Here is a 21,666-nt window from a genome sequence, read left to right as displayed (position 1 = left end):
CCCTGGCCCACCGGGTACGACCGGTCGGCCAGGGCTCGTCACGTGCGGCCCCCGTCAGGGGGCGTACTTGTAGCCGACGCGTCGCACCGTCTGGATCGACCGGCGGTGCTCGGCGCCCAGCTTGCGGCGCAGCCGGGCGATGTGGACGTCGACGGTGCGCCCGTCGCCCACATGCCCGTAGCCCCAGACGGTCGTCACCAACTGGTCGCGGGTGTGCACCCGGTGCGGGTGCGCCACGAGATGGGCGAGCAGCTCGAATTCCAGGAATGTGAGATCGAGGGTGTGTCCGTCCACCGAGGCGGTGCGCTGCACCGTGTCGATGCGCACCGGACCGGCCGGGGCCGGGGTGTCCACCGGCTGCGGCATGATCCGCTGGGCGGCGGCCGCGGCCGCCGCTGCAACGGCGGGCTGCTGATCGGCCGGTACGAGCACCAGGTAGCCGATCATCGGCGGCCGGCCCGGCAGCGCCGGAAGGGTGTGCTGGGGTGCGGGCAGCCAGGTGGCGCCCGGCGGCAGGAAGTCCGCCACGTCGGCCAGATGGACGACCTCGTCGGGGTCGACGGCGCGCAGCCGGTGACGGTTCGGGGAGACGGGGCGGGCGGTAGGTGGGGCCGCAGCGGTCGCCGGCGACGCCGTGGTGACGGCGGTGGCGGCGGAGAAGGTACGGGTGTTCGCCATGAGGGTCAGCTCTTTCGCGCGAAGGAGTCGTCGAGGACGGACTTGCGTCGTGCGCGCGGACCGAAGACCGGGGTGAGCGGCTTTAGAGGGCCTGCGCGTTCCTCGCGCGACAACACACCCGGTCGAAGTCGTGATGCTGACGGGAAGGCCAGAACGGCTCGAGGTCGCTGCGACCCGGCGCGGTGTACTGGAAGCTGGCCATGCCCCCATTAGACCAGAGAACGCGGCGCCGCAGCAGGCCTCTCCCACCCGTCGATACGGCCCCTTTGCGTTGCGTTTCTCACCTCGCCGATGCGCCGTGCCCGGCCGCCCACTTCGGGCGCCGGACATGCCGAAGGGACACCCACCGCTTCCGGCGGGCGCCCCTTCGTGCGGTATCCGGGCTGCGGACCCGGACGCGGATCAGACCTGGTCGGCCTTGTCCAGCGCCGTGCAGCAGGTGTCGACGATCAGCCGCGTGACGACGTACGGGTCGACGTTGGCGTTCGGCCGGCGGTCCTCGATGTAGCCCTTCTGGTCCTGCTCGACCTGCCACGGGATACGGACCGAGGCGCCGCGGTTGGAGACGCCGTAGCTGTACTCGTTCCACGGGGCGGTCTCGTGCAGACCGGTGAGGCGGTCGTCGATGCCCGCGCCGTAGTTCTTGACGTGGTCCATCGGCTTCGAGCCCTCGCCCAGCGACTCGCAGGCAGTGATGATGGCGTCGTAGCCCTCGCGCATCGCCTTGGTGGAGAAGTTGGTGTGCGCGCCCGCGCCGTTCCAGTCGCCCTTGACCGGCTTGGGGTCGAGGGTGGCGGAGACGTTGAAGTCCTCGGCGGTGCGGTAGAGCAGCCAGCGGGCGATCCACAGCTGGTCGGAAACCTCCAGCGGGGAGAGCGGGCCCACCTGGAACTCCCACTGGCCGGGCATGACCTCGGCGTTGATGCCGGAGATGCCCAGGCCCGCCTTCAGGCAGTTGTCCAGGTGCTTCTCGACGATGTCGCGGCCGAAGATCTCGTCGGCACCGACACCGCAGTAGTAGCCGCCCTGCGCGGCCGGGAAACCGCCCACGGGGAAGCCGAGCGGCCGGTGGCCGTCGAAGAAGGTGTACTCCTGCTCGATACCGAAGATCGGCTCCTGGCCGGCGAACTGCTCGGCGATCGGGCGGAGCGCGGCACGCGTGTTGGACTCGTGCGGCGTCATGTCGATGTGCAGGACCTCGCACAGCACGAGGACGTCGTTGCCGCCGCGGATCGGGTCCGGGCAGGAGAAGACCGGCTTCAGCACGCGGTCGGAGGCGTGACCCTCGGCCTGGTTCGTGCTGGATCCGTCGAAGCCCCAGATGGGCAGCTCCGCGACGCCTCCGGAGGCATCCCCTGCCATGATCTTCGTCTTCGAACGAAGCTTGGCGGTCGGCTCGGTGCCATCGATCCAGATGTACTCAGCCTTGAACGTCACGGATGCCATCCTTTGCGGGTGCTGCGGTGCTGCGGTCCGGTCTCTGCAGCGCAGCTTCGCAAGGCGCGATTTCCCGTCCGTTGCCCCATTGTGAACCCCGTGTTACCGAGGCTTCCTGCGTTATGCATTGGGCCGCCGCACCTCGAAACCACCCTCTTCGTATACGGGGTTCGGCGCAGCACCGCCGTGTGCCGGTCAGGACCGGTCCTCGTCCGCCACATCCGCAACACTGTTCCCGCGGGCCCGGGAGCGCGCCGCCCCAGCCGTCCGGGACGGCGACCGGCCGTCAGGTCCGCGACATCCAGGATCCGGGCGCCGCGCAGGGCGGGGTCCCCTCCGTGGACCGTCGCACGCCGCCACCCGGGGGCCGGACCGGGCAGACTGGCCCCATGACGACACCACCCGCAGCTCCCCTGCGTATCGGCCTTCTCGGCACGGGCCCCTGGGCCCGGATGACCCAGGCCCCCGCCCTCGCCGCCCACCCCGGAGTCGTACTCAGCGGTGTGTGGGGCCGCCGGCCCGAGGCGGCTGACGCCCTCGCCGCCGTCCACGGCACCAAGGCGTACACCGATGACGCGGGCGTTGACGAACTCTTCGCCGCGAGCGACGCCGTCGCGTTCGCCCTGCCGCCGGACGTCCAGGCGCCGCTCGCCGCCCGCGCCGCGGCCGCCGGATGCCACCTGCTGATGGACAAGCCGGTTGCGACGACGGTGGCCGCGGCCCGCGAGGTCGCCGAGGCGGCCGACCGGGCGCAGGTCGCGTCCGTCGTCTTCTGCACGATGCGATTCGCCGAGCCGACCGCGGCGTGGATCGCCGGGCAGGCCGCCCGGGGCGGCTGGTTCACCGCCCGCGCCCAGTGGATCGGCGCGCTGTACGCCCCCGGGGCGGAGAGCGAGTTCGCGAACTCGCCGTGGCGCCGGGAGAAGGGCGGCCTGTGGGACGTCGGCCCGCATGCGCTGTCGGTGCTGCTCCCGGTGCTCGGCGATGTGACGGAACTGACCGCCGTCCGCGGACCCGCCGACACCACCCACCTGATTCTCCGCCACGCCTCCGGCGCGTCCAGCACGGTGACGCTCGCGCTGGACGCACCGCTCGGAGCGGCGGGCACGGAGGTCGAGTTCAGGGGCGAATCAGGGGTCGCCACGCTGCCGGTCGGGGGTGACGCGGTGGGTTCGTTCCGCGCGGCGGTGGACGCGCTGCTCGAAGCGGTGCGTACAGGGGTGCCGCACCCCTGCGACGCACGGTTCGGGCTGCGGCTGACCGAGCTGCTGGCCCAGGCGGAGGCCGCCGTGCGTCCCTGAACCCCGAAGGGTGCCGGGCGTTGCCGTGTCTCGTACTGCACGGCACCGCCCGGCCCGGGCTCGTCAACCCACGCGCTCGATGCGGGCGCGGCGGATCAGGAACTTGCCCGGTTCGCGCACCTGCTCGAACGCGGCGTTGTTCAGCAGGGCGCAGCTTCCGGAGGGTGCAGTGACCTGCACCGTGGTGGACTTGTTGTTGTCGAGATTGGTCACCTTGAGCCGGGTTCCGACGGGGAACTGATTGCTGGAGGCGGCGGGCGCCCCGCCCTCACCGGAGAGCGTGACGGTGGACCCGGCGCAGACGACATCACCGGTGGCCTGCGCCCCTTCGCCGGGCGAGGCCGGGGCTGCGGTCCCGGGCGCGGATGCGGATGCCGGTGCGGAGGGGGCGGGATTCACGGCCGCCCCCTCCGATGCCTCCCCGCCACATCCCGAAGCGGCCTGCTGGCGCCGGATCTGCGCGATCACCGCTTCCCGGTTGGCGATCCGCGCAGCGGACTGGGCATCCGGTGCGGCCCGCTGACCGGCGATGAACCGCTCGTTGTTGCCGAGCGCCGTGGCGAGTCCGGTGCAGACGACCGACGAGGCCCGGTCCGCCGGCGACTGCGCGGCCTGGCTGGTCCCGGCGAGCACGGCCGCCGTCCCACCGGCGAGTGCGGCGGCCCCGACCAGCAGGGCGAGCTTCTTCTTGCGGCTGAGGGTTTTCTTGCGTGACACGTAGGGCTCCTGTCCCCGGCCGGAACACCTGGTGCGCTCGGGCCGGATGCGGTGCGTGTGTCCCTACGTACGAGTAGCAGGCGCGTTCGTTTCAGCCGCGGCGCCGAGGGAATCCGCGATCGCGTCAGCCGGGTGACGCGGCGCCTCCGGCTCCCTGGCGCTCAGGACCGGTGGTGACCGCCTGGTGCGCGGCGGACAGGAAGCGCCGCACGGCGGCCGTCTCGCTCTCGTCGAAGCCGCGCAGTACGGCCACCGTGTTCTCGATCAGGGGCCCGAAGAAGGACCGTCCCAGCTCCACCGCCCGCGGGTCCACCGCCAGCAGCACCCGCCGCCGGTCGCGCGGGTCGCGGGTACGGGTGAGATGGCCGAGCCGTTCCAGTCGGTCGATGACGGCGGTGGTGCCCGCGGAGTTGAGCCCGAGCTGCGTGCCGAGCCAGCCGGCGGTGGCGTCCGTACCGGCCCGCTCGGCGTCCAGCAGGCAGATCAGGGCGCGGACGTCGGTGGGGTGCATGCCATGCAGATGCGCGAACTCGGCCTGGCGCAGGCTGAATTCGACGGTCACCCTGCGCAGGAGATGAACGATCTCCATTTCGGGGCTCTGCTCGCTCACGGGCCCTCCTCCCGGTATTGTCTCGCTGAGCGAGATAATATCCGAGGGCACCCACCCGGGAGGCACCCCCATGGCAGCCACGTCGTCCGAAGCGGCCGTCAGCGCATCGTTCCTCGCCGCGTACGACGAGGTTCTGACGGCCAAATGGCCCGCCGGAACGACCCACTCCGAGGCCCTCACCCCGTACGGAACCACCCGTATCAACAGTTACGGCCCCGAGGGCGCCCCGCCCCTGGTGCTGCTGGCCGGAGGCGGCTCCACCTCCACCGTCTGGTTCGCCCAGGCGGCCCATCTGGGCCGCACCTGCCGTGTCCACGCCGTCGACCTCATCGGCGACCCGGGCCGCAGCGCGCCGGGGGAGCGCCCGCTGCGGACGGTCAGGGACCTGACGGCCTGGCTGGACGGCGTACTCGACGCACTCGGCGCCGAGGCCACCGCCCTGTGCGGCCATTCCTACGGAGCCTGGATCGCGCTCCACTACGCCCTGCACGCACCCCACCGCGTCCGGAAGCTGATCCTCCTGGATCCGACCCAGTGCTTCGCCGGCTACCGCCCCGGCTATCTGCTGCGCGCGCTGCCGATGCTGCTCCGGCCCACCGCGCACCGCACGCGCGCCTTCATGAACTGGGAGACGGGCGGGGCGGCGCTCGACCCGGCCTGGCTGCACCTGCGCGACGAGGCCGCCGGCTTCCCGTCCGCCCGGCCGGTCACCGGCCCCCGCCCCGGCCCCGAGGCGCTGGGGGCCCTGGACGTACCGACCCTGATCCTGCTGGCCGGGGACAGCCGGGCGCACCGCATCGCAGCGGTCGCCGCCACCGCGGCCCGGCTGCTCCCGCACGCGCGGACGGAGACGATCCCCGGCGCCACACACCACACGCTTCCGCTGCACGCCCCGGATGCGGCCGAACTCAACCGCAGGATCGACGACTTCCTGCTGAGCGGGTAGCTTCCGGCCACGGGACGGCCCTCAGCGCCCCAACGCGTCCCGCACGGCCTCCTCCGTACGCCCCACGACGGCCGTGCCGTCCTCCGCCGTGATGATCGGCCGCTGGATCAGCTTCGGATGCTCGGCGAGCGCCGTGATCCACCGCTCCCGCGAACCGGCCTCGCGGGGCCACTCCTTGAGCCCGAGCTCCTTCGCGTCCGCCTCCTGCGTCCGCGTGATGTCCCACGGCTCCAGCCCGAGCCGGTCGAGCACGGCCCTGATCTCGTCCGGCGACGGGACGTCCTCCAGATAGCGGCGGACGGTGTACTGCGCTCCTTCCGCGTCGAGCAGCTGCACCGCGCTGCGGCACTTGGAACACGCGGGATTGATCCAGATCTCCATGAGGTCAACGGTACGGGACAGAGCCCGTGAAAGCCCCGCTGGCCAGGGGAGATTGTCAGTGGCGGGACGTAAAATAGAGGGAGTTCGTGAGGGTTTCACGACCGCGCCAGGAGGTTGCCCATGGCCGTTGCCGCAGTCACGACCGAGCCGCTCCACCAGCCCCTGCAGAAGAGGCCGCTGCCCGCGGGCCGGCCCCGCGAGTGGTACATCTCGCACAACCGCCGTCTGAAGGCCATGCGCCTGGCGATCGCCCTGCTCGACACAGGCGTCTACTACCCGTCGAGCGCGGACAACGACACGATACGTACGACTGCCGAGTGCATCGGCATCCACCCGCCGTCCGACACGACCTGCCGCATGGTCCGCGCCCTGATCCGCTACGGGCGCTGACGGCCCACGGCTGACGGACCAAGCCTGTGCCCCCGGCCCCTGCCCGGGGGCACAGACGTGTCCGCACCCCACGACGGCGGCGCTGACCCCGTCCCGGCCCGCGGGCTCCCGCCGTCACCCGATCGACGTGCGCGGCATGCGGACCACCATGCCTCCGCCTTGACTGGGACGGATCCGTGAGTGCTGGGAGGCGCGATGACGAGACGATCCGTACGGGGCGCACGGGCCGTACTGCTGACGGCGGTCGTGGTATCGGCTGCTGCGGCCTGCACGGACGACGGCGGCAGCCCGTCCGGCGCGGTGTCCGAGGCCGCATCCGCCGTCGCGTCCGTGGCGGCCTCGGCGTCGGCTGCCGCACAGGAGAAGCTCGAAGGTTTCAAGAACGGAGTGAACGCGGGCAAGGACGTCAAGGCGGGCGCGGTGACCGAGCAGGGCGGCCGCGCCACCACGAAGATCACCGTGACGAACAGTGCCGACTCGGCCAAGTCGTACATCGTCCAGATCAACTTCCGCGACCCCGGCGGCAATCTGCTGGACACGGCCGTGGTGACGGTCGACGACGTACAGCCGGGCACCCCCAAGGACGCCACGGTCCGAAGCAACCGCACGCTCGTCGGCGACGTCACCGCCGAGGTGGGCAGGGCCCTGCGCCACTGACGACGGCGGGAGCGGCGGCACCTGAGTGCCGCCGCTCCCGTTGTTCGTCCCACGTCGCCGTGGCAGCCGCGACGGGCGGCCGCGGCTGCCACGGACCGGGTGCTACTTCACGCCGTAGGCGCGGATCACGGTCTGGCTGACCGTGTTGCCCGCGTCGTCCCGGGCGGTGGCGCGGAGCGACACGTGCTCGGCCGACTTCGGCGCCCTGACGTCCACGGTCCACTTGCCGCCGGCCGTCCTGCGCAGGGCAGCCGCGGTCCAGTGCGCGCCTTCGTCGTACGACACCTGCAGCGTCGCCCCGTCGACCGTCCCGGCTCCGGTGACCCCGGGCATGTGGGAGGCGGTCAGGGTGAGCGTGGTGCGGCGTGCCGCCGCACCGGTGATGTCGGTGTCCACGCCGTAGTCGAGCTGGATCAGCGGGACGTTCGCCCAGCCGTACTCGGAGGTGAAGCCCCACTCGGTACGCGTGGCCGTCGAGGTCGGGAAGACCGTCGTCTGGCTGGTCTCGGTGACCAGGCGGTAGGGCAGCCGGTCCGGGCCGAGGGTGCCGACGAAGCCGTTCAGCTGCTGGTGGTCGGTGGACTTGATCAGTGTGTCGCCCTGGTACAGGGCCACTGTCTGGTGCAGCTGGTTGGGGGTGGGCTGCCAGTCGCCGTAGTCGTAGCCGGTGTGGCGGTTGCCTCCGTCGCCCCAGGCGGGGATGTTGAGGGAGAAGGCGCTGCCCTGCCGGTTCGGCAGGATGCTGTCGCCCAGCCGGGGGTGGATCACCGGCGAGAACCACTGGTCGGCCGTCCGGGAGCCCGGCTTCGGGTCGGCGATCGGCGCGCGCTCCTCAACCACGTTGATGATGCCGGACTTCTCGTACCACCGGAACTTCCCCTTGCCCGCGGTGACCCAGTCGGTGCGGGTGGTGCCGGTCTGCTGGTAGGTGTCGAACCCGACGGCGTACGTGTCGAAGTCCTGCACGTCGTACCGGCCGCTGTAGCCGTTCGGGTCGGGCTTGCCGGCGTACCGGGAGTCGAAACGGGCCAGCTCGCTCAGCTGGGGACGGTAGATCATGTCGGTCGCAGGGACGTTGCCGTCGTGGCGGTAGACCAGGTCGTAGACGTACGGCGAGGTGCCGGTGGCGGCGGAGGTGACGTTCAGCTCGAAGCCGCGGCGCCCGGCCGCCTCGATCAGCGCCGCGCCCTCGTCGGTCCGGAGGGTTGCGACCGGGATCGGGCCGGTGGTCACGGCGTCGGCGGCGCCGTACCAGGTGCTCAGCCGGCCGGGGCCGTCGTTGACGACCAGCAGCTGCTCGGCGCCCGCGGCGGCGGCTGCGGCGGCCTGGGCCGCATTGGCCTTGACCTGTTCCTGGAACGAGGCCTTGCGGTCGTACGTCACCACGACGGCCTTGCCCTTGACGTCCAGCCCGGCGTAGTCGGCCTCCGTGCCCTTGCCGGCGTGGACGACGCCGAGCCGGCCGGTGCCCGCAGGGAGCTTCGGCGCACCGTTCTGGATCAGGGGGTCGATATCGCCCCGGTCGGAGAGCGGCCGCTGCGTGGCCTTGAGCGAGAGCTGCGGCCGGGCCTTGCGCCAGCGGGTGACGAAGTTGAAGCTGCCGGTGGTCACCTCGGCCGTGGTCTGCGCCCAGACGCTGGTGTAGGCGGCCGGAAGCATGTAGCTCTCGTTGCGGCTGTAGCCGTCGGTGACCCGGTTCCACTCGACCCTGGTCGTCAGGTCCTCGGTGTGCTGCGGTGCCACCGAGGTGACGCGGTGCGCCTTGCGTGCGTCGAGGTTCGCCTCGCGGTCGCCGTCCAGGTTGATCTGCGGGACGGACAGTACGCCGAAGCCGAGGTCGTCCGACCCGGCCGCGCCGGGCAGGTCCGCGAACATGATCACCGAGTACTCGCCCTTGGGCAGGCGCAGCGTGAGCCGGCCGCTGTCCGGGATCTCGACCGGTGAGGGCCACTCGTCGCCGGTCCGGTAGATCGCTGCCCGGCCCGCGATCGGGGCGCCGGTGCGGTCGGTGGCCTTGATCGTGAGGTTGTAGCGCTCGGCCTCGCGGTTGATGCCGATCAGGGTGTGCGCGACCGCCTTGCCGTCGGCGCCGGTGGCCTCGACCAGGCCGTCGGTGACACCGTACGGGGCGGCGCCCGGGTCGCCGGTGACGGTCACCGAGGCGGTGCCGTGGGCCGGGACGGTGACGGTGGACGCGGAGAGGCTGAAGACGTCGGCGGTCACGGCGGCGCCGTCGACATCGGTGGCCTTGGTGGCCAGGTTCAGCGTGACCTCGGTGTCACCGGTGTTGGTGTAGGTGACGGTCTTCGCCGACGGCTGATCCGTGGTGTGCGGCCAGGCGTAGAAACCGGACCAGGCTGTGGCCGAGGCGTGGACGGTGCCGAGGACGGCGGCCTTGGCGTCGACGCGGCCGCTGCCGCCGCGGGACAGCGGAATGGCCGGGGTCGCCTTGGAGGTGCTGACCAGCGCGTCCTTGATCTGCCGGCCGGTCCAGTCCGGGTGCTGCTGGGCGACGAGCGCTGCGGCGCCGGCGACATGCGGAGTCGCCATCGAGGTACCGCTCATGGTCATGTACGAGCCGGTGCCCGGGGCGTACTGCGAGCGGGCGGCGAGGATGTTCACACCGGGTGCGGTGATCTCCGGCTTGAGTCCACCGTCGAGGGAGCGCGGGCCCCAGCTGGAGAAGTACGCCAGGCCGTCGCCCGAGTCCACCGCGCCCACGGTCAGTGCGGAGGTGGCCGCGCCCGGCGAACCGATACCGCCCGCACCGGAGTTGCCGGCGGCGATGACGAACAGCGCGCCGGTGGAGTCGCTCAGGTCGTTGACGGCCTGAGCCATCGGGTCGGTGCCGTCACTGGGCTCCGAGGAGCCCAGGCTCATGCTGATGACCTTGGCGTGCTTGGTCTCGGCGGCCCACTGCATCCCCGCGATGATCCAGGACTCGGCGCCGAAGCCATCGTTGCTGAGCACCTTGCCGACCAGCAGGCGCGCGCCGGGGGCGACGCCCTTCTCCTTGCCGTCGGAGGCCGCGCCGGTGCCCGCGATGGTGGAGGCGGTGTGGGTGCCGTGTGCGTGGCGGTCGGTCACGTCCTGGTCGGGCACGAAGCTCTGCGAGTCGGCGATCTGCCCGGCGAAGTCGGGGTGGCCCGCGTCGATGCCGGTGTCCAGGACGGCGACATCCACGCCCTTGCCGTCGGTACCGGTGTTCCACAGATCCGGGGCGCCGATCTGCGCGGTGCTGTCGGCGAGGGTGGCCTTGACCTTGCCGTCCAGCCAGATGCGGCTGATGCCGCTGTCGAAGACCGCGGGGGCGGACGCCGCCCGGCTGCGGGCCTGCGGCTTGTCGGCGTTCAGGGCCGCGGAGCGGGCCTTGGCGCGGGACAGCGAACCGGCCGGGGTGAGGTCCCGCCACATCTCGGCGGCCTTGGACCGGCCGACGGTGGCGGCCTCACCGTGGATCGCCGTGAGGCCGCGCTTGGCGGTCAGCCCGGCCGGGCGGTCGACGGACCGGCTCGAGGGGGCGTCGCCGTCGTACTGGACGATCAGCGGCAGTCCGGTGGTGTGCTGGTCGTCGTAGCCGTCGGCGATCAGCCGGGTGACGTCGAAGAGCCGCCGGTCCAGTACGCCCGCGGCGACGTAGGGCAGTGCCTCGGCCGGGTAGACGTACAGGTCCTTGCCGACCGTCTGCGTCTGCACGCCGCCGGTGAGGCTCTCGGGCCGGTCGACGGTGGCTGCACTGCGGCCGTCGGCAAGGGTCCTGACGGTGACCTTGTCACCGGTGATCAGGGTGACGACATGGGTGTCCGTGGTGGCCGAGGCTTGCTTCGCGGGGGTCGCGGCGGCGACGGCAGGTCCGCCGGCGAAGGCGCTCGACGGGGTCACCGTCACGGCTGCCAAGGCCGTGCAGAGGGCTATCAGCCCGCGACGGCGTGAGGATGGTGATGGCAAGAGTGTGCCCTCCGGGTTCTGCGTGTGAGCAAGGGGTGGAGCCATTCTTGGCGGTTGCTCAGGGAATCCGGCGTCTTCTGCGTGACGGCCTACCGCCTTGACGGAAGACCGCCACCGGATGCCTGGACGGTGACGTCCGCGGCCCCGTCCTCGTCCGCGGGCAGCCAGCCGTGCCGTGCTGCGTACAAGCCCAGCTGGAACCGGGACTGCGCACCCGCGAGCTCCATCAGGGAGCGCAGGCGGCGTTCCACCGTCCGCAGCGAGATGTCGAGTTGAGCCGCGATCTTGCGGTCCGAGAGCCCCAGCGCCAGCAGGGAGAGGATGAGCCGGTCCTCGCCGGTCGGACCGGCTGCGCGCGGCTCCTCGGCATCGCCGGGTTCGGCGTCGAGCGGCAACGGGTGGGCGCGCCGCCAGTACTGCTCGAACAACAGGGCGAGGGCCTGTACGAGCGCGGTGCCGTGGATCACGAGCGAGTCCGCCTTGTTGCTGCCGTTCTCCGGTGAGAGCGACATCAGGGCATGGGCCCGGTCGCACACCAGCATGCGCACGGGAACGTCCTCCGCCACGCGCACGTGCACGCCCGCGTCCGAGGACTGCCGTGCGGCCGCCATCATCCCGTCGGCCTGCAGATGGTGACGTGAGATCACGGTGCGGACCGCGCCCCCGCGCCGCAGTACGTCCTCCACCATCGGATCGGCGGACGACTGGTCCACGGCGACCGCCACCTCGGTCGGGAAGACCAGGACCTCCTGCTGTGCCCCGCCGAGCAGTTGGGTGAAACGCTGCCGGGTGGCCCCGGCCCCGTACACCACTTCGACGACTCCGCCCGCTGCCGGTGAGGCCGCATGGCGGTACTGCTCGGCAAGGGAGAGGACTGCCGCCTCGGCACGGTCGAGCATGGTGCGCCGGCGCAGCAGCAGCGGGGTAAGGGCCACGGTCGGCGATGCCGCACGGAATGTGGGGGCCGGATTCCTGGCAGCCGGATCGCCCTTCTCGGCCACCACCATTCCGCTCGCGGCCAGTTCGTCGAGTTGCACCGCGACGGTGCGCAGGGGAGCGCCCGAGGCGTCCGTGAGTTCGGCGAGTTCGGCGAGTTCGGTGAGTGAGCTGTCGGGGTGGGCGAGGAGCGTGACGTACAGCCGTTCCTGCTCCGGCGGAATTCCGAGCATTCCCAGCAAGGTGTCTCCTTACGAACTGCACGCCGGCCCGCGGTGGCAGCGGGCCGGCGTGGACGAGCAGGGTGGGAAATGGTCCTCAGGAACTCGGGGCTGCGATCTCGCGCTTGAGGATCTTGCCGGTCGCTCCCTTGGGGAGCGCGTCGAGCAGCCAGACCTCGCGGGGGTACTTGTAGGGGGCGACCCGCGCCCGCACGAACTCCCGCAGCTCGTCGGGGGTGGCCCCGACGCCGGGGAGCAGGGCCACGGCGGCGGCGACCTCCTCGCCGAGGGTGGGGTGCAGGACGCCGATCACCGCGGCCTCGGCGACTGCGGGGTGTTCGTAGAGGACTTCCTCGATCTCGCGGGGGTAGACGTTGTAGCCCCCGCGGATGATCAGGTCCTTCTTGCGGTTGACGATGTAGTAGAAGCCGTCCTCGTCGACGCGCGCGAGGTCGCCGGTGCGCAGCCAGCCGTTCTGGATGGTCTCGGCGGTGGCCTCGGGACGGCCCCAGTAGCCCTTCATGACGTTGTGGCCGCGTACGCACAGTTCGCCGATGCCGTCCTGCTCGTCGAGCAGGCGCATCTCGACGCCCTCGATCGGAGTGCCGACGGACCCCGGCTTACGGGGACGGTCCGGGTGGTTGAAGGAGGCGACCGGGGAGGTCTCGGACATGCCGAAGCCCTCCAGGACGGGACAGTCGAAGGCGCTCTCGAAGCCGTGCAGGACCTCGACCGGAAGCGAGGCGCCTCCGGACACGGCCAGCCGCAGGGTGGTGGTGTCGTGGGCGCCGGGCTGCTGTGTGTGTACGGCGAGCATGGCCGCGTACATGGTGGGCACGCCCTCGAAGACCGTCACCTGCCGCTGCTGGACGGTCTGCAGCGCCAGGACGGGGTCGAAGCGGGGCAGCAGGGTCAGCCGGGCGCCGACGCCGACCGCGGTGTTCATGGCGCAGGTCTGGCCGAAGGCGTGGAAGAGCGGCAGACAACCCAGCACGGTGTCATCGGGACCGAGCCGGATCAGCGACCGTGCGGTGATATCGGCGTTGCGCGCGAGGCCGGCGTGGGTGAGCTCCGCCCCCTTGGGGACTCCCGTGGTCCCGGAGGTGTAGAGGATGACCGCGGTGTCGTGGCCGCCGCGGAGCGCTCCGGCGACGGGTTCCGGGTGGGCGGCGAGCAGGCCGGCGAGCGAGCCCGGCGCGACCGGGACCACCTCGGCTGCGGTGCCCTCCGCACCCATGGTCACCTCGGCCGTGGACGACTCGTGGGCGAACAGCAGTACCGCACCCGAGTCGCGCAGGTAGTGGGCGATCTCGCGTGCCTTGAGGAGCGGGTTCATCGGCACGACGACGGCGCCGGCGCGCAGCATGCCGTAGTAGAGGACCGGGAACTCCAGCAGGTTGGGCACCATCAGGGCGACCCGGTCGCCCGGGACGACACCGCGTGCGGTGAGCAGCGCCGCCACACGGCCGGCGAGGGTGTCGAGTTCGGTGTACGTCAGCGACCGGTCGCCGAGTTCGACTGCGGTGCGGGGGCCATGTGCGGCGGCGCTGCGGCTGAGGAGGTCGGCGAGGTTCACCTGGGGCCTTTCGTTTCTGGTGCCGTGCGTGACCCGGCTGCCCGCCGCGGACGGTGGGCGTCTCGTGGCCGGGTGCCGGGCCGTGCTCGGTTCGGATGCGGGAATGCGGGGTCGTCAGCCGCGCAGCGCGGAGGCGAAGATGGCCGGCAGCTTGGCGATGCCGGGCGCGGCGGTGAAGCGGGTGACGCGTTCGATCGTCGTACGGGACGTCTGGTTGGTGACGAAGTACGGCGGCCGCGGTGACAGCGACGGGGAGCCGCTGAACAGACCGCGCGGCGTGGGGGCGAAGGGCGCACGCAGTACGGTCTTCTCGATGTCCTCGAGCATGAAGGCGTTGTGGACGAAGCCGATGCCGCTGCCGATGTCCTGGCTGGTGTGGCCGGGGTAGGCGCCCCAGGGGGTGTAGCCGAGCAGGAAACCGATCGCGGACCAGCAGTTGACGCCGAGGGTCCCGTAGCGCAGTCCGGCGACGGCCGTCTCCACGGCGGTGCGGTGGGTCTTCTCGGTCCTGGGGTGGACGATGAGGGTCGCGCCGAGGGTGCCGGGGAGTCTGTCGTTGGCGAAGTCGACGGCGTGGCAAAGGAATTCGGCCGGAGTGTCGCCCGGGAGCCGTACCACTCCGAGTGCGCTGCCGAAGACCTCGCCGGTGATCAGCATGTCGTCGTGGTCGGTGATGTCGGGGACCACGATGCGGCAGTCACCGTCGCCGTGGGTCTCGGCCTGCGGATGTGCCTCGAGCACGGAGGCGAGGCGCTGGCCGGCGCCGGGGTAGTAGTCGGTGCGGGGCGGCAGTTCGTGCAGCACCTTCCGGATCTCCTCCAGCAGCCGCTCGGTGCCGTCCCAGGCCCGGGGCAGCACCAGGATCTGGCTGGCGATGCAGTTGTGGCCGGAGTTGTTCATCTTGCTGGTGACGATGTGCTCGGCCTGGAAGCGGAAGTCGGCCGCGCTCCAGGGGCCGGGGGTCACGATGCAGGGACTGACCCCGCCCAGCTCGCTGCTGAACGGCTTGCCGATCAGCGGCTTGTCGTCGCGGCGGCGCTCGTCCGCCTGCTCGTCGGTGCCCCACACGATGGCGTCGTGGGTGCGGTCGCTGCCGGTGACGTGGATGGCGTCGACGCCCTCGTGTGCGGAGAGGTAGCCGCCCTCGGCCGCACCGCCGTCGACGAAGTGCACCCAGCCGCGCTCGACGAACTCGGCGAAGACGTGCTCGAAGTGCGGGCGGAGATAGGAGTTGACCGGGTTCATCTTCGCGATGACGACCTGGCCCTCGACGTAGAGCTTGTGGAGGATGTCGAGCGCGGTGATGGCCGCGACGTTGCCCGCACCCAGGACCAGGGCGACGGCCGGGCGGCCGGGCCGGCCGCGGTACTCGCCGGCGGCCCGCTCCCGTACCTGCTGTGCGGTGGTGCCGGCACGCATCCACACCTGGGCGGTGAATCCGTTGAGCAGCAGGGTGTCCCATCCGGTGGCGGGGAAGACGTCGACCAGGGTGCGGCCGTCGCGCATGTGCACGGCCCCGGCCTCGACCGGATCCTTGCCCGCCGCGATCCGGCGCAGCACGTGCAAGCAGGCGCTGACGTTCTGGGCGAGCGCCCACGGGGCGCCGATCCAGTCCTCGGCCGCCCACGGGGAGTCGGGTCCGTATCCCTTGGCGCGGGCGCCGGCCGCGGCCATGTCCGCGGCGCCGTCGACGATCCGCGGCATCAACCGCTCCAGCAGCGCGATCCGTTCGGCGATCGGGGTGGCGGTCCACGACGCGGCGCCTTCGCGCAGCTCGGCGAGGGCCTGGTCCAGCAGTTCGGTGTCGACAGCGGTGGAGGGCACGGGTTCGCTCCAGGGCAGGGGTGGGCGGGCGGTGGTGGGGCCGGTGTGTCAGGCACTCGGCCGGGGAGCGTCGCGGGCCGGGTCGATCAGGGCGAATGCGGCGAGCGCACCCAGCAGCAGCAAGCCGCCCGTGAGTACGACGGCGGTCTGATATCCCGCCGCGCCGTGGCTGTCGACCAGGGATCCGACGACGGCGGGGGCGATGAGACCCGCAGTGGTCACGGTGGCGTTCATCGTGCCGAGGGCGCCGCCGCGCCGTGCGGGCGGGGCCAGTTCGGAGACGGTGGTGACCGCGACGGTGGCGAAGGATCCGCCCATACCGAAGCCGACGGCCAGCAGCGCGGTCTTGGCCGCCGCACCGTCCACGAGGGGTACGGCCAGGCAGGCGGCCGCGCCGAGCAGCAGCAGGCTGCCGCCCACCCGGCCGCGCGCCCAGCGGCTGCCGACTCCGCGGCGCATGAGCCACCCGGTGAGCGCCGCCTGACCGAGCAGCGCGAGGGCGCCGACCGCCCAGGGGAGGACGATGAGTCTGCCGGCGGCGTCGGAGGAGTGGCCGAGGCCGTTGCGCAGGTAGGAGGGCAGCCATACGAGCATCAGTGCCACGGCCCAGTAACTGGTGAAGTAGGCGGCGGTGGTGCCGATCCAGGTGCGGGTGCCGAATATGCGGCGGTAGGCGGGCTTCACCGCAGACTCGGAGGACAGGGTCTGCACGGTGTCGGTCCGGTACGTCCCGTCGGCGCCGAACACGGCCCACAGCAGGGCCCACAGCGCACCGGCAGCCGCGACCACCCAGAGGGCGGCGCGCCAGCCGTGGTGGTGGATGACCCAGGTCAGGCCGGGGGCGGCGATGATCACGCCGAGGGTGACGCCGAAGGTGATCAGCGCTCCGGGCAGGTTGCGCCGGTGGTTGGGGAACCAGGACAGCGCGGCCTGCTGGGCGACGGGGAAGGCGGGGCCCTCCGCGGCGCCCAGCAGGACCCGTGAGCCGATCAGTACGGCCAGGCCCCCGCCCAGGGCTGCCGGAGCCTGTGCGACCGACCAGAGCAGCGCCATGGCCAGGAGCAGCCACGTGGGCCGCACGCGGTCGGCGAGGAGACCGACCGCGCCGGCGGCGACCGAGAACAGAAGGAAGAAGGCGCTGTTGGCGAGCCCGAACTCGGTGGCGGACAGGCCCATGTCCGCACGGATCTCGTCGGCTGCGAGGCCGAACACGGACTTGTCCGCGAAGTTGACCATCATGAAGACCACGAGCAGGCCGGTGACGACCCAGGCGCGGGTGCCGGAGCCGGAGCTGCGGCCTGTCGTCGGGGGCTCGGTCTGTCTGGGGGCGGTGTCGGCGGCGGTCACGGGGTCCTCCGGGATGAGGGGCGCTGACGAGGAGCAGGTGAGGAGGCAGGGTGGTGCCGCGGCCGTGCGCGGGCCCGCCGGGGAGGGCCCACGGGGCAGAGACCTCAGGAGAGCGGGACTCCCGCGACCGCGATGCGCTCCATGACGCGCCGCTGCGGGTAGTAGTCGTTGATCGCGTAGTGCTGGACCGCGATGTTGTCCCAGATCGCGACGGAGTCCGGCTGCCAGCGGAAACGCACCTGGAACTCGGGGATTCGGGCCTGGAGGACGAGTTCGTCGAGCAGTTCACGGCTCTCGGCGTCGGACAGGCCGACGATCCGCGTGGTGAAGGGCTCGTTGACGTAGAGCACCTTGCGTCCGGACTGCGGGTGCCGGACGACGACCGGGTGCTCCACGGGCGGCAGGGTCTCCCGGAACCGGGTGACCTGCTCCTCGGTCATCAGCGACCCCCAGCTGGGCACCCAGTCGTGGACTGCCGTGAGTCCGTCGATCCGGGCCTTCATCGACTCGGAGAGGTTGTCGTAGGCGACCGCCATGTCCGCCCACATCGTGTCGCCGCCGGCCGGTGGCACCTCGACGGCGCGCAGCACGGAACCCAGGGCGGGCGCGGCCATGAAGGAGTGGTCGCTGTGCCAGATGTTCTCGTTGCCGATGGCCATGGCGTCCTTGGCCAGCCGGGAGACGCCGACGGTGTCGCCCTTGGGGAAGAACGGGTTCACCTCCGGCTCCCCCCACACCGCTGCGAGCGCGACGTGGTGCTCGGAAGCGAAGCGGTGCTGGTCACGGAGGAAGATCACCTTCCACTCCAGCAGTGCTTGCCGCAGCTCCTCGGCGAGTTCGTCACCGATCGGCTGCGCGAGGTCGACTCCGCTGATCTCGGCGCCGATGTGGGGGGTGAGCGGGTGGACGCCCAGAATCCGGTACTCCGCTGCGGGGCTGCCCGGGGCGGTGCGGTCCAGGACACGGTGCCCGTAGCGCATCAGTGGCTTGTCGAGGACGGGCTGGGGGGTGGCGACGACTGAGGCCATGGGTGCTTCCTCCGCGGTGAGGATTAATTCGTTACGGGGAGTATCGATATTCGGGCATGCCATGGCAAGAGCCTGCGTCTCTCAATTTCATGACCGCGGAGAGAATCGGCTCGCGGTCAGTGCTGCACCCCCACGGCGCGCCCGATCAGCTCGATCACCGCGTCCACCAGGTGACTGTCCGGCAGCTCCTGTTCCGCCACCAGGCGGAACACCAACGGCGCGGCCACCATGGTGGCCGCGGCCCGGACGTCGGTGTCCGGCCGCACATCCCCGCGGGCGATGCCGCGCTCCAGGATGCGCCCGGTCTGGCCCATGACCCGGGCGATGTACGCCCCGTACGCGCTGCGCCCGGCTCCCGCCTCGGACGCGGCGCCGAAGACTCCTGCGATCAGGCGGTCCATCCCGGGCGTCCGGTACACCTCGACACGTGCGGCGAGCACGGCCCGCAGCTCGGCGCGGAAGTCCCCCAGATCGGGAATGTGCAGAGCGCCGACGCGCGACTCGGCGGCCGCGATGATCAGGTCCTGCTTGGTGGGCCAGCGCCGGTAGATGGCCGGCTTGCTCACCTCCGCCCGCACGGCCACGGCGTCCATCGTGAGCGCGCTCATCCCCTGCTCCGCGACCAGCGCGAGCACCGCGTCGAGCACCGCGCGGGTGACCCGCTCCTCCCGGGGACGCCCCGGCCCCCGTGCTGCGCCCCGAGTCTGCTTTTCGACCATGCCCCGACCCTACGAGTTCGTCCTGCACGCCAACCAGGTCGCTCCCCCTCCGCGCTCCCGGAACCGGCACGGAGAACGCCCCGCGCGCCGCGCCGGCCACCGGACAGCCGGGCTTCGCAGCCCCACCGCCGGGCAGAAGGGCGAGCACCGCGGGCTGATGGTCCATGACGGTCAGGGCGGTGTGCGCGGTGTCGAGCGCGGAGGAGTGCTTACGCGAGCGTTCTCCGTTCCCGCGGTGCCTGGTCGACGCTTTCCTGCGGTGACGTGTGGTCCTGGCGCGGAAGGAGCAGCGGGGTGGCGAGGAGGAGGACGCCGGCGATCGCGATCGCGGTGCGGGGGCCGGTGACGGCGGCCAGCAGACCCCACACGGCGGTCAGGGCCGCGATGGCGGCGCTGCTGCTGACCGACCATGCGGACAGGGTGCGGGCGACCCGGTCGGGGTCGGTCCGGTCGAGCCGGTAGGTGGCCAGTACCGGGTTGAACAGGTCGCAGCAGGTCACCAGGCCGAGGCCGCTCTGCTGCGCGACTTCCATCGCGCGCACCCCGAGGTCGAGCTCGATGTCGTGACCCTCTTCGACGCCGACGCGGCCATCGACGCCATCCGGTCCGGCACGATCGACGCGTCCTTCCGCGCCGTCCCCATGCCCGGCCGGCAGCTTCCCGACGGCATCGTGGCCGCCCGGGCCTTCGACGAGCCCGTCCAGCTTCTGACCGGACCGGCCCACGCGTTCGCCGGCGCCCGCGCGGTTGCGCCCGCCGAGCTCGTCGGGCACCGGATCTGGATGCCCGGCATCGTTCCCGGAACCGAGTGGGCCGCGTACTACGGCGACCTCGCCGCGGCGTTCGGACTCACCATCGAGGTCACCGGCCCCGACTTCGGCACCGAGCCCCTGCTGGACACCATCACCGACTCCCGCTCGCTGGCGACCTTCGTCGGCGAGCGGACACGCCTCGTCTGGCCCGCCGACCACGGGCTGCTGCGGATTGCCGTGCGCAATCCGACACCGGTCTACCCGCACTCACTGGTATGGCACCGCGACAACCTGCACCCGGCGCTTGCCGCGCTCCGCGACCACTTCTGCCCCGGGCGGTTCGACCACGGCGACGCCGGGACCTGGACACCGGCCTGGGCATGACGGCCAGGACCGTGCACGGGGGCATCGACGCCGCCTGCGGCACGGACGACGGCGATCGCGGGGCGCTGTCCGCCGCAGCCCGATCGGCACCCACGGAAAAGGCCGTCGGCCGCGCCTTCCGGTGAGGGAAGGGCACGACCGACGGCCCACAGCCGGCCCAGGCGAGCAGAAACCCGCTCTGACCTGCGGCGTTCTTAGATGTCGAAGTACAGCTCGAACTCGTGCGGGTGCGGGCGCAGCTGGATCGGGGCGATCTCGTTCGTCCGCTTGTAGTCGATCCACGTCTCGATCAGGTCGGACGTGAAGACGCCACCGGCGAGCAGGTACTCGTGGTCGGCCTCCAGCGCGTCCAGAACGGCCGGGAGCGAGGTCGGGACCTGCTGGACGTTCGCGTGCTCCTCGGGAGCCAGCTCGTAGAGGTCCTTGTCGATCGGCTCGGCCGGCTCGATCTTGTTCTTCACACCGTCGAGGCCGGCCATCAGCAGCGCCGAGAAGGCCAGGTACGGGTTGGACGACGGGTCCGGGGCGCGGAACTCGACGCGCTTGGCCTTCGGGTTCGAGCCCGTGATCGGGATGCGCATCGCGGCCGAGCGGTTGCGCTGCGAGTAGACCATGTTGACCGGGGCCTCGAAGCCGGGGACCAGGCGGTGGTACGAGTTCACCGTCGGGTTCGTGAAGGCGAGGAGCGACGGGGCGTGCTTGAGGATGCCGCCGATGTAGTAGCGGGCCATGTCCGAGAGGCCCGCGTAACCCTGCTCGTCGTAGAACAGCGGGTCGCCGCCGGCCCACAGGGACTGGTGGACGTGCATGCCCGAGCCGTTGTCACCGAAGATCGGCTTCGGCATGAAGGTCGCGGTCTTGCCGTTGCGCCAGGCGACGTTCTTCACGATGTACTTGAAGAGCATCAGGTCGTCGGCCGCGGCGAGCAGCGTGTTGAACTTGTAGTTGATCTCGGCCTGGCCGGCGGTGCCGACCTCGTGGTGCTGGCGCTCGACCTGGAGGCCGTTCTTGTCCAGCTCCAGGGAGATCTCGGCACGCAGGTCGGCGAAGTGGTCGACCGGCGGGACCGGGAAGTAGCCGCCCTTGTAGCGGACCTTGTAACCACGGTTGTTCTCTTCGGAACCGGTGTTCCAGGCGCCGGCCTCGGAGTCGATGTGGTAGAAGCTCTCGTTCGCCGACGTCTGGAAGCGGACGTTGTCGAAGACGTAGAACTCGGCCTCGGGACCGAAGTACGCGGTGTCGGCGATACCGGTGGAGGCGAGGTACGCCTCGGCCTTCTTGGCCACGTTGCGCGGGTCACGGCTGTACTGCTCGCCGGTGATCGGGTCGTGGATGAAGAAGTTGATGTTGACGGTCTTGTCGCGGCGGAAGGGGTCGACACGGGCGGTCGACAGGTCCGCGCGGAGCGCCATGTCGGACTCGTGGATGGCCTGGAAGCCGCGGATCGACGAGCCGTCGAAGGCCAGTTCCTCGGTCGGGTCGAAGGCCGCTGCCGGGATGGTGAAGTGCTGCATCACACCAGGCAGGTCACAGAACCGGACATCGATGAACTTGACGTCTTCGTCGGCGATGTACTTCTTCGCGTCGTCGGCGTTCTGGAACATCCAACTCCTCCTACTCCCGACCCGGGAAGGGCGGGGTTGCAGCTCGTGGTGCGGCCAGTGCGGTGGCACACGCTGGACCCGACCATAGGCAGACCGGATTTCTCAAGCATGACCCATTTGTTTCGCCGAAGTTAACCGGGCCGGGTGCGGGTGACATCCGGGAACCGCGTCCAGGTCACGGGAGCGTGCCGGTCCGGGCCGTGGCGGGGG

Annotated in this window: 17 protein-coding genes and 2 pseudogenes; 5 read left to right on the top strand and 14 right to left on the bottom strand. The window is 71.3% G+C overall.

Annotation, left to right across the window (positions count from 1 at the left end):
- Positions 1-54: 54 nt before the first annotated feature.
- Together LRD69_RS07810 and glnII are read right to left on the bottom strand one after the other, a co-directional pair.
- Positions 55-678, bottom strand: coding sequence for a winged helix-turn-helix domain-containing protein (locus tag LRD69_RS07810; RefSeq protein WP_277325827.1), 624 nt, complete (start codon positions 676-678; stop codon positions 55-57).
- 402 nt (positions 679-1,080) lie between these two features.
- On the bottom strand, positions 1,081-2,115 hold the full coding sequence (gene glnII, locus LRD69_RS07805; protein ID WP_277325826.1) for a glutamine synthetase: 1,035 nt from the start codon (positions 2,113-2,115) through the stop codon (positions 1,081-1,083).
- A gap of 389 nt (positions 2,116-2,504) precedes the next feature.
- On the opposite strand from glnII, the gene LRD69_RS07800 reads away from it, so the two are divergent.
- Positions 2,505-3,416 carry a Gfo/Idh/MocA family oxidoreductase gene (locus LRD69_RS07800; RefSeq protein WP_277325825.1) on the top strand — a complete coding sequence of 304 codons (912 nt, stop codon included), beginning with the start codon at positions 2,505-2,507 and terminating at the stop codon, positions 3,414-3,416.
- A 63-nt stretch (positions 3,417-3,479) separates the two neighbouring features.
- On the opposite strand, the gene LRD69_RS07795 is transcribed toward LRD69_RS07800, so the two are convergent.
- Together LRD69_RS07795 and LRD69_RS07790 are read right to left on the bottom strand one after the other, a co-directional pair.
- Positions 3,480-4,133, bottom strand: a complete 654-nt coding sequence (locus LRD69_RS07795; RefSeq protein WP_277325824.1) for a hypothetical protein — start codon at positions 4,131-4,133, stop codon at positions 3,480-3,482.
- A gap of 124 nt (positions 4,134-4,257) precedes the next feature.
- Positions 4,258-4,722 carry a MarR family transcriptional regulator gene (locus LRD69_RS07790; protein WP_277329659.1) on the bottom strand — a complete coding sequence of 155 codons (465 nt, stop codon included), beginning with the start codon at positions 4,720-4,722 and terminating at the stop codon, positions 4,258-4,260.
- Between the two features lie 91 nt (positions 4,723-4,813).
- Between LRD69_RS07790 and LRD69_RS07785 the strand changes: the two genes are divergently transcribed.
- Complete coding sequence (locus LRD69_RS07785) at positions 4,814-5,689, top strand: alpha/beta hydrolase (protein WP_277325823.1); 876 nt, start codon at positions 4,814-4,816, stop codon at positions 5,687-5,689.
- 21 nt (positions 5,690-5,710) lie between these two features.
- Here the strand turns inward: LRD69_RS07785 and LRD69_RS07780 are convergent, their stop codons facing one another.
- Positions 5,711-6,070, bottom strand: a complete 360-nt coding sequence (locus LRD69_RS07780) for an arsenate reductase family protein (RefSeq protein WP_277325822.1) — start codon at positions 6,068-6,070, stop codon at positions 5,711-5,713.
- 120 nt (positions 6,071-6,190) lie between these two features.
- Here LRD69_RS07780 and LRD69_RS07775 point away from each other — a divergent pair, with 120 nt between their 5' ends.
- Together LRD69_RS07775 and LRD69_RS07770 are read left to right on the top strand one after the other, a co-directional pair.
- The gene (locus LRD69_RS07775) at positions 6,191-6,460 is read left to right on the top strand and encodes a hypothetical protein (RefSeq protein WP_277325821.1); all 270 of its coding nucleotides are present in this window, start codon (positions 6,191-6,193) and stop codon (positions 6,458-6,460) included.
- Positions 6,461-6,655: 195 nt separating this feature from the next.
- Positions 6,656-7,117 carry a hypothetical protein gene (locus LRD69_RS07770; RefSeq protein WP_277325820.1) on the top strand — a complete coding sequence of 154 codons (462 nt, stop codon included), beginning with the start codon at positions 6,656-6,658 and terminating at the stop codon, positions 7,115-7,117.
- Positions 7,118-7,219: 102 nt separating this feature from the next.
- Here the strand turns inward: LRD69_RS07770 and LRD69_RS07765 are convergent, their stop codons facing one another.
- The 8 genes and pseudogenes from LRD69_RS07765 to LRD69_RS07730 form a co-directional block, all read right to left on the bottom strand.
- Positions 7,220-11,005 carry a S8 family serine peptidase gene (locus tag LRD69_RS07765; RefSeq protein WP_277325819.1) on the bottom strand — a complete coding sequence of 1,262 codons (3,786 nt, stop codon included), beginning with the start codon at positions 11,003-11,005 and terminating at the stop codon, positions 7,220-7,222.
- 149 nt (positions 11,006-11,154) lie between these two features.
- The gene (locus LRD69_RS07760; RefSeq protein ID WP_277329658.1) at positions 11,155-12,234 is read right to left on the bottom strand and encodes a LuxR C-terminal-related transcriptional regulator; all 1,080 of its coding nucleotides are present in this window, start codon (positions 12,232-12,234) and stop codon (positions 11,155-11,157) included.
- An 85-nt stretch (positions 12,235-12,319) separates the two neighbouring features.
- Positions 12,320-13,798, bottom strand: a complete 1,479-nt coding sequence (locus tag LRD69_RS07755; RefSeq protein ID WP_277325818.1) for a long-chain fatty acid--CoA ligase — start codon at positions 13,796-13,798, stop codon at positions 12,320-12,322.
- 114 nt (positions 13,799-13,912) lie between these two features.
- Positions 13,913-15,622, bottom strand: a complete 1,710-nt coding sequence (locus tag LRD69_RS07750; RefSeq protein WP_277325817.1) for an aldehyde dehydrogenase family protein — start codon at positions 15,620-15,622, stop codon at positions 13,913-13,915.
- Between the two features lie 48 nt (positions 15,623-15,670).
- Positions 15,671-16,969 (bottom strand): MFS transporter, encoded by a 1,299-nt coding sequence (locus tag LRD69_RS07745; protein ID WP_277325816.1) that lies wholly within the window; start codon positions 16,967-16,969, stop codon positions 15,671-15,673.
- A gap of 104 nt (positions 16,970-17,073) precedes the next feature.
- On the bottom strand, positions 17,074-17,997 hold the full coding sequence (locus tag LRD69_RS07740) for a TauD/TfdA family dioxygenase (protein WP_277325815.1): 924 nt from the start codon (positions 17,995-17,997) through the stop codon (positions 17,074-17,076).
- Between the two features lie 116 nt (positions 17,998-18,113).
- Positions 18,114-18,716, bottom strand: coding sequence for a TetR/AcrR family transcriptional regulator (locus LRD69_RS07735; protein ID WP_277325814.1), 603 nt, complete (start codon positions 18,714-18,716; stop codon positions 18,114-18,116).
- Positions 18,717-18,925: 209 nt separating this feature from the next.
- Positions 18,926-19,222: pseudogene (locus LRD69_RS07730) on the bottom strand (MFS transporter); the annotation flags it as partial.
- Between the two features lie 3 nt (positions 19,223-19,225).
- Between LRD69_RS07730 and LRD69_RS07725 the strand changes: the two are divergent.
- Positions 19,226-19,852, top strand: a pseudogene (locus LRD69_RS07725) (substrate-binding domain-containing protein); the annotation flags it as partial.
- Between the two features lie 194 nt (positions 19,853-20,046).
- On the opposite strand, the gene glnA reads toward LRD69_RS07725, so the two are convergent.
- On the bottom strand, positions 20,047-21,456 hold the full coding sequence (glnA, locus tag LRD69_RS07720) for a type I glutamate--ammonia ligase (RefSeq protein ID WP_277325813.1): 1,410 nt from the start codon (positions 21,454-21,456) through the stop codon (positions 20,047-20,049).
- Between the last annotated feature and the right edge of the window lie 210 nt (positions 21,457-21,666).

This window comes from Streptomyces sp. JH14 (genome assembly GCF_029428675.1).
Classification (GTDB): domain Bacteria; phylum Actinomycetota; class Actinomycetes; order Streptomycetales; family Streptomycetaceae; genus Streptomyces.
This window is presented reverse-complemented; position numbering and strand designations above follow the sequence as displayed.

Coding starts and splice junctions, on each gene's coding strand:
- LRD69_RS07810 (WP_277325827.1), bottom strand. CDS start 678: ATGGCGAACACCCGTACCTTCTCCGCCGCCACCGCCGTCACCACGGCG.
- LRD69_RS07800 (WP_277325825.1), top strand. CDS start 2,505: ATGACGACACCACCCGCAGCTCCCCTGCGTATCGGCCTTCTCGGCACG.
- LRD69_RS07790 (WP_277329659.1), bottom strand. CDS start 4,722: ATGGAGATCGTTCATCTCCTGCGCAGGGTGACCGTCGAATTCAGCCTG.
- LRD69_RS07785 (WP_277325823.1), top strand. CDS start 4,814: ATGGCAGCCACGTCGTCCGAAGCGGCCGTCAGCGCATCGTTCCTCGCC.
- LRD69_RS07780 (WP_277325822.1), bottom strand. CDS start 6,070: ATGGAGATCTGGATCAATCCCGCGTGTTCCAAGTGCCGCAGCGCGGTG.
- LRD69_RS07775 (WP_277325821.1), top strand. CDS start 6,191: ATGGCCGTTGCCGCAGTCACGACCGAGCCGCTCCACCAGCCCCTGCAG.
- LRD69_RS07770 (WP_277325820.1), top strand. CDS start 6,656: ATGACGAGACGATCCGTACGGGGCGCACGGGCCGTACTGCTGACGGCG.
- LRD69_RS07760 (WP_277329658.1), bottom strand. CDS start 12,234: ATGCTCGGAATTCCGCCGGAGCAGGAACGGCTGTACGTCACGCTCCTC.
- LRD69_RS07740 (WP_277325815.1), bottom strand. CDS start 17,997: ATGGCCTCAGTCGTCGCCACCCCCCAGCCCGTCCTCGACAAGCCACTG.
- LRD69_RS07735 (WP_277325814.1), bottom strand. CDS start 18,716: ATGGTCGAAAAGCAGACTCGGGGCGCAGCACGGGGGCCGGGGCGTCCC.
- glnA (WP_277325813.1), bottom strand. CDS start 21,456: ATGTTCCAGAACGCCGACGACGCGAAGAAGTACATCGCCGACGAAGAC.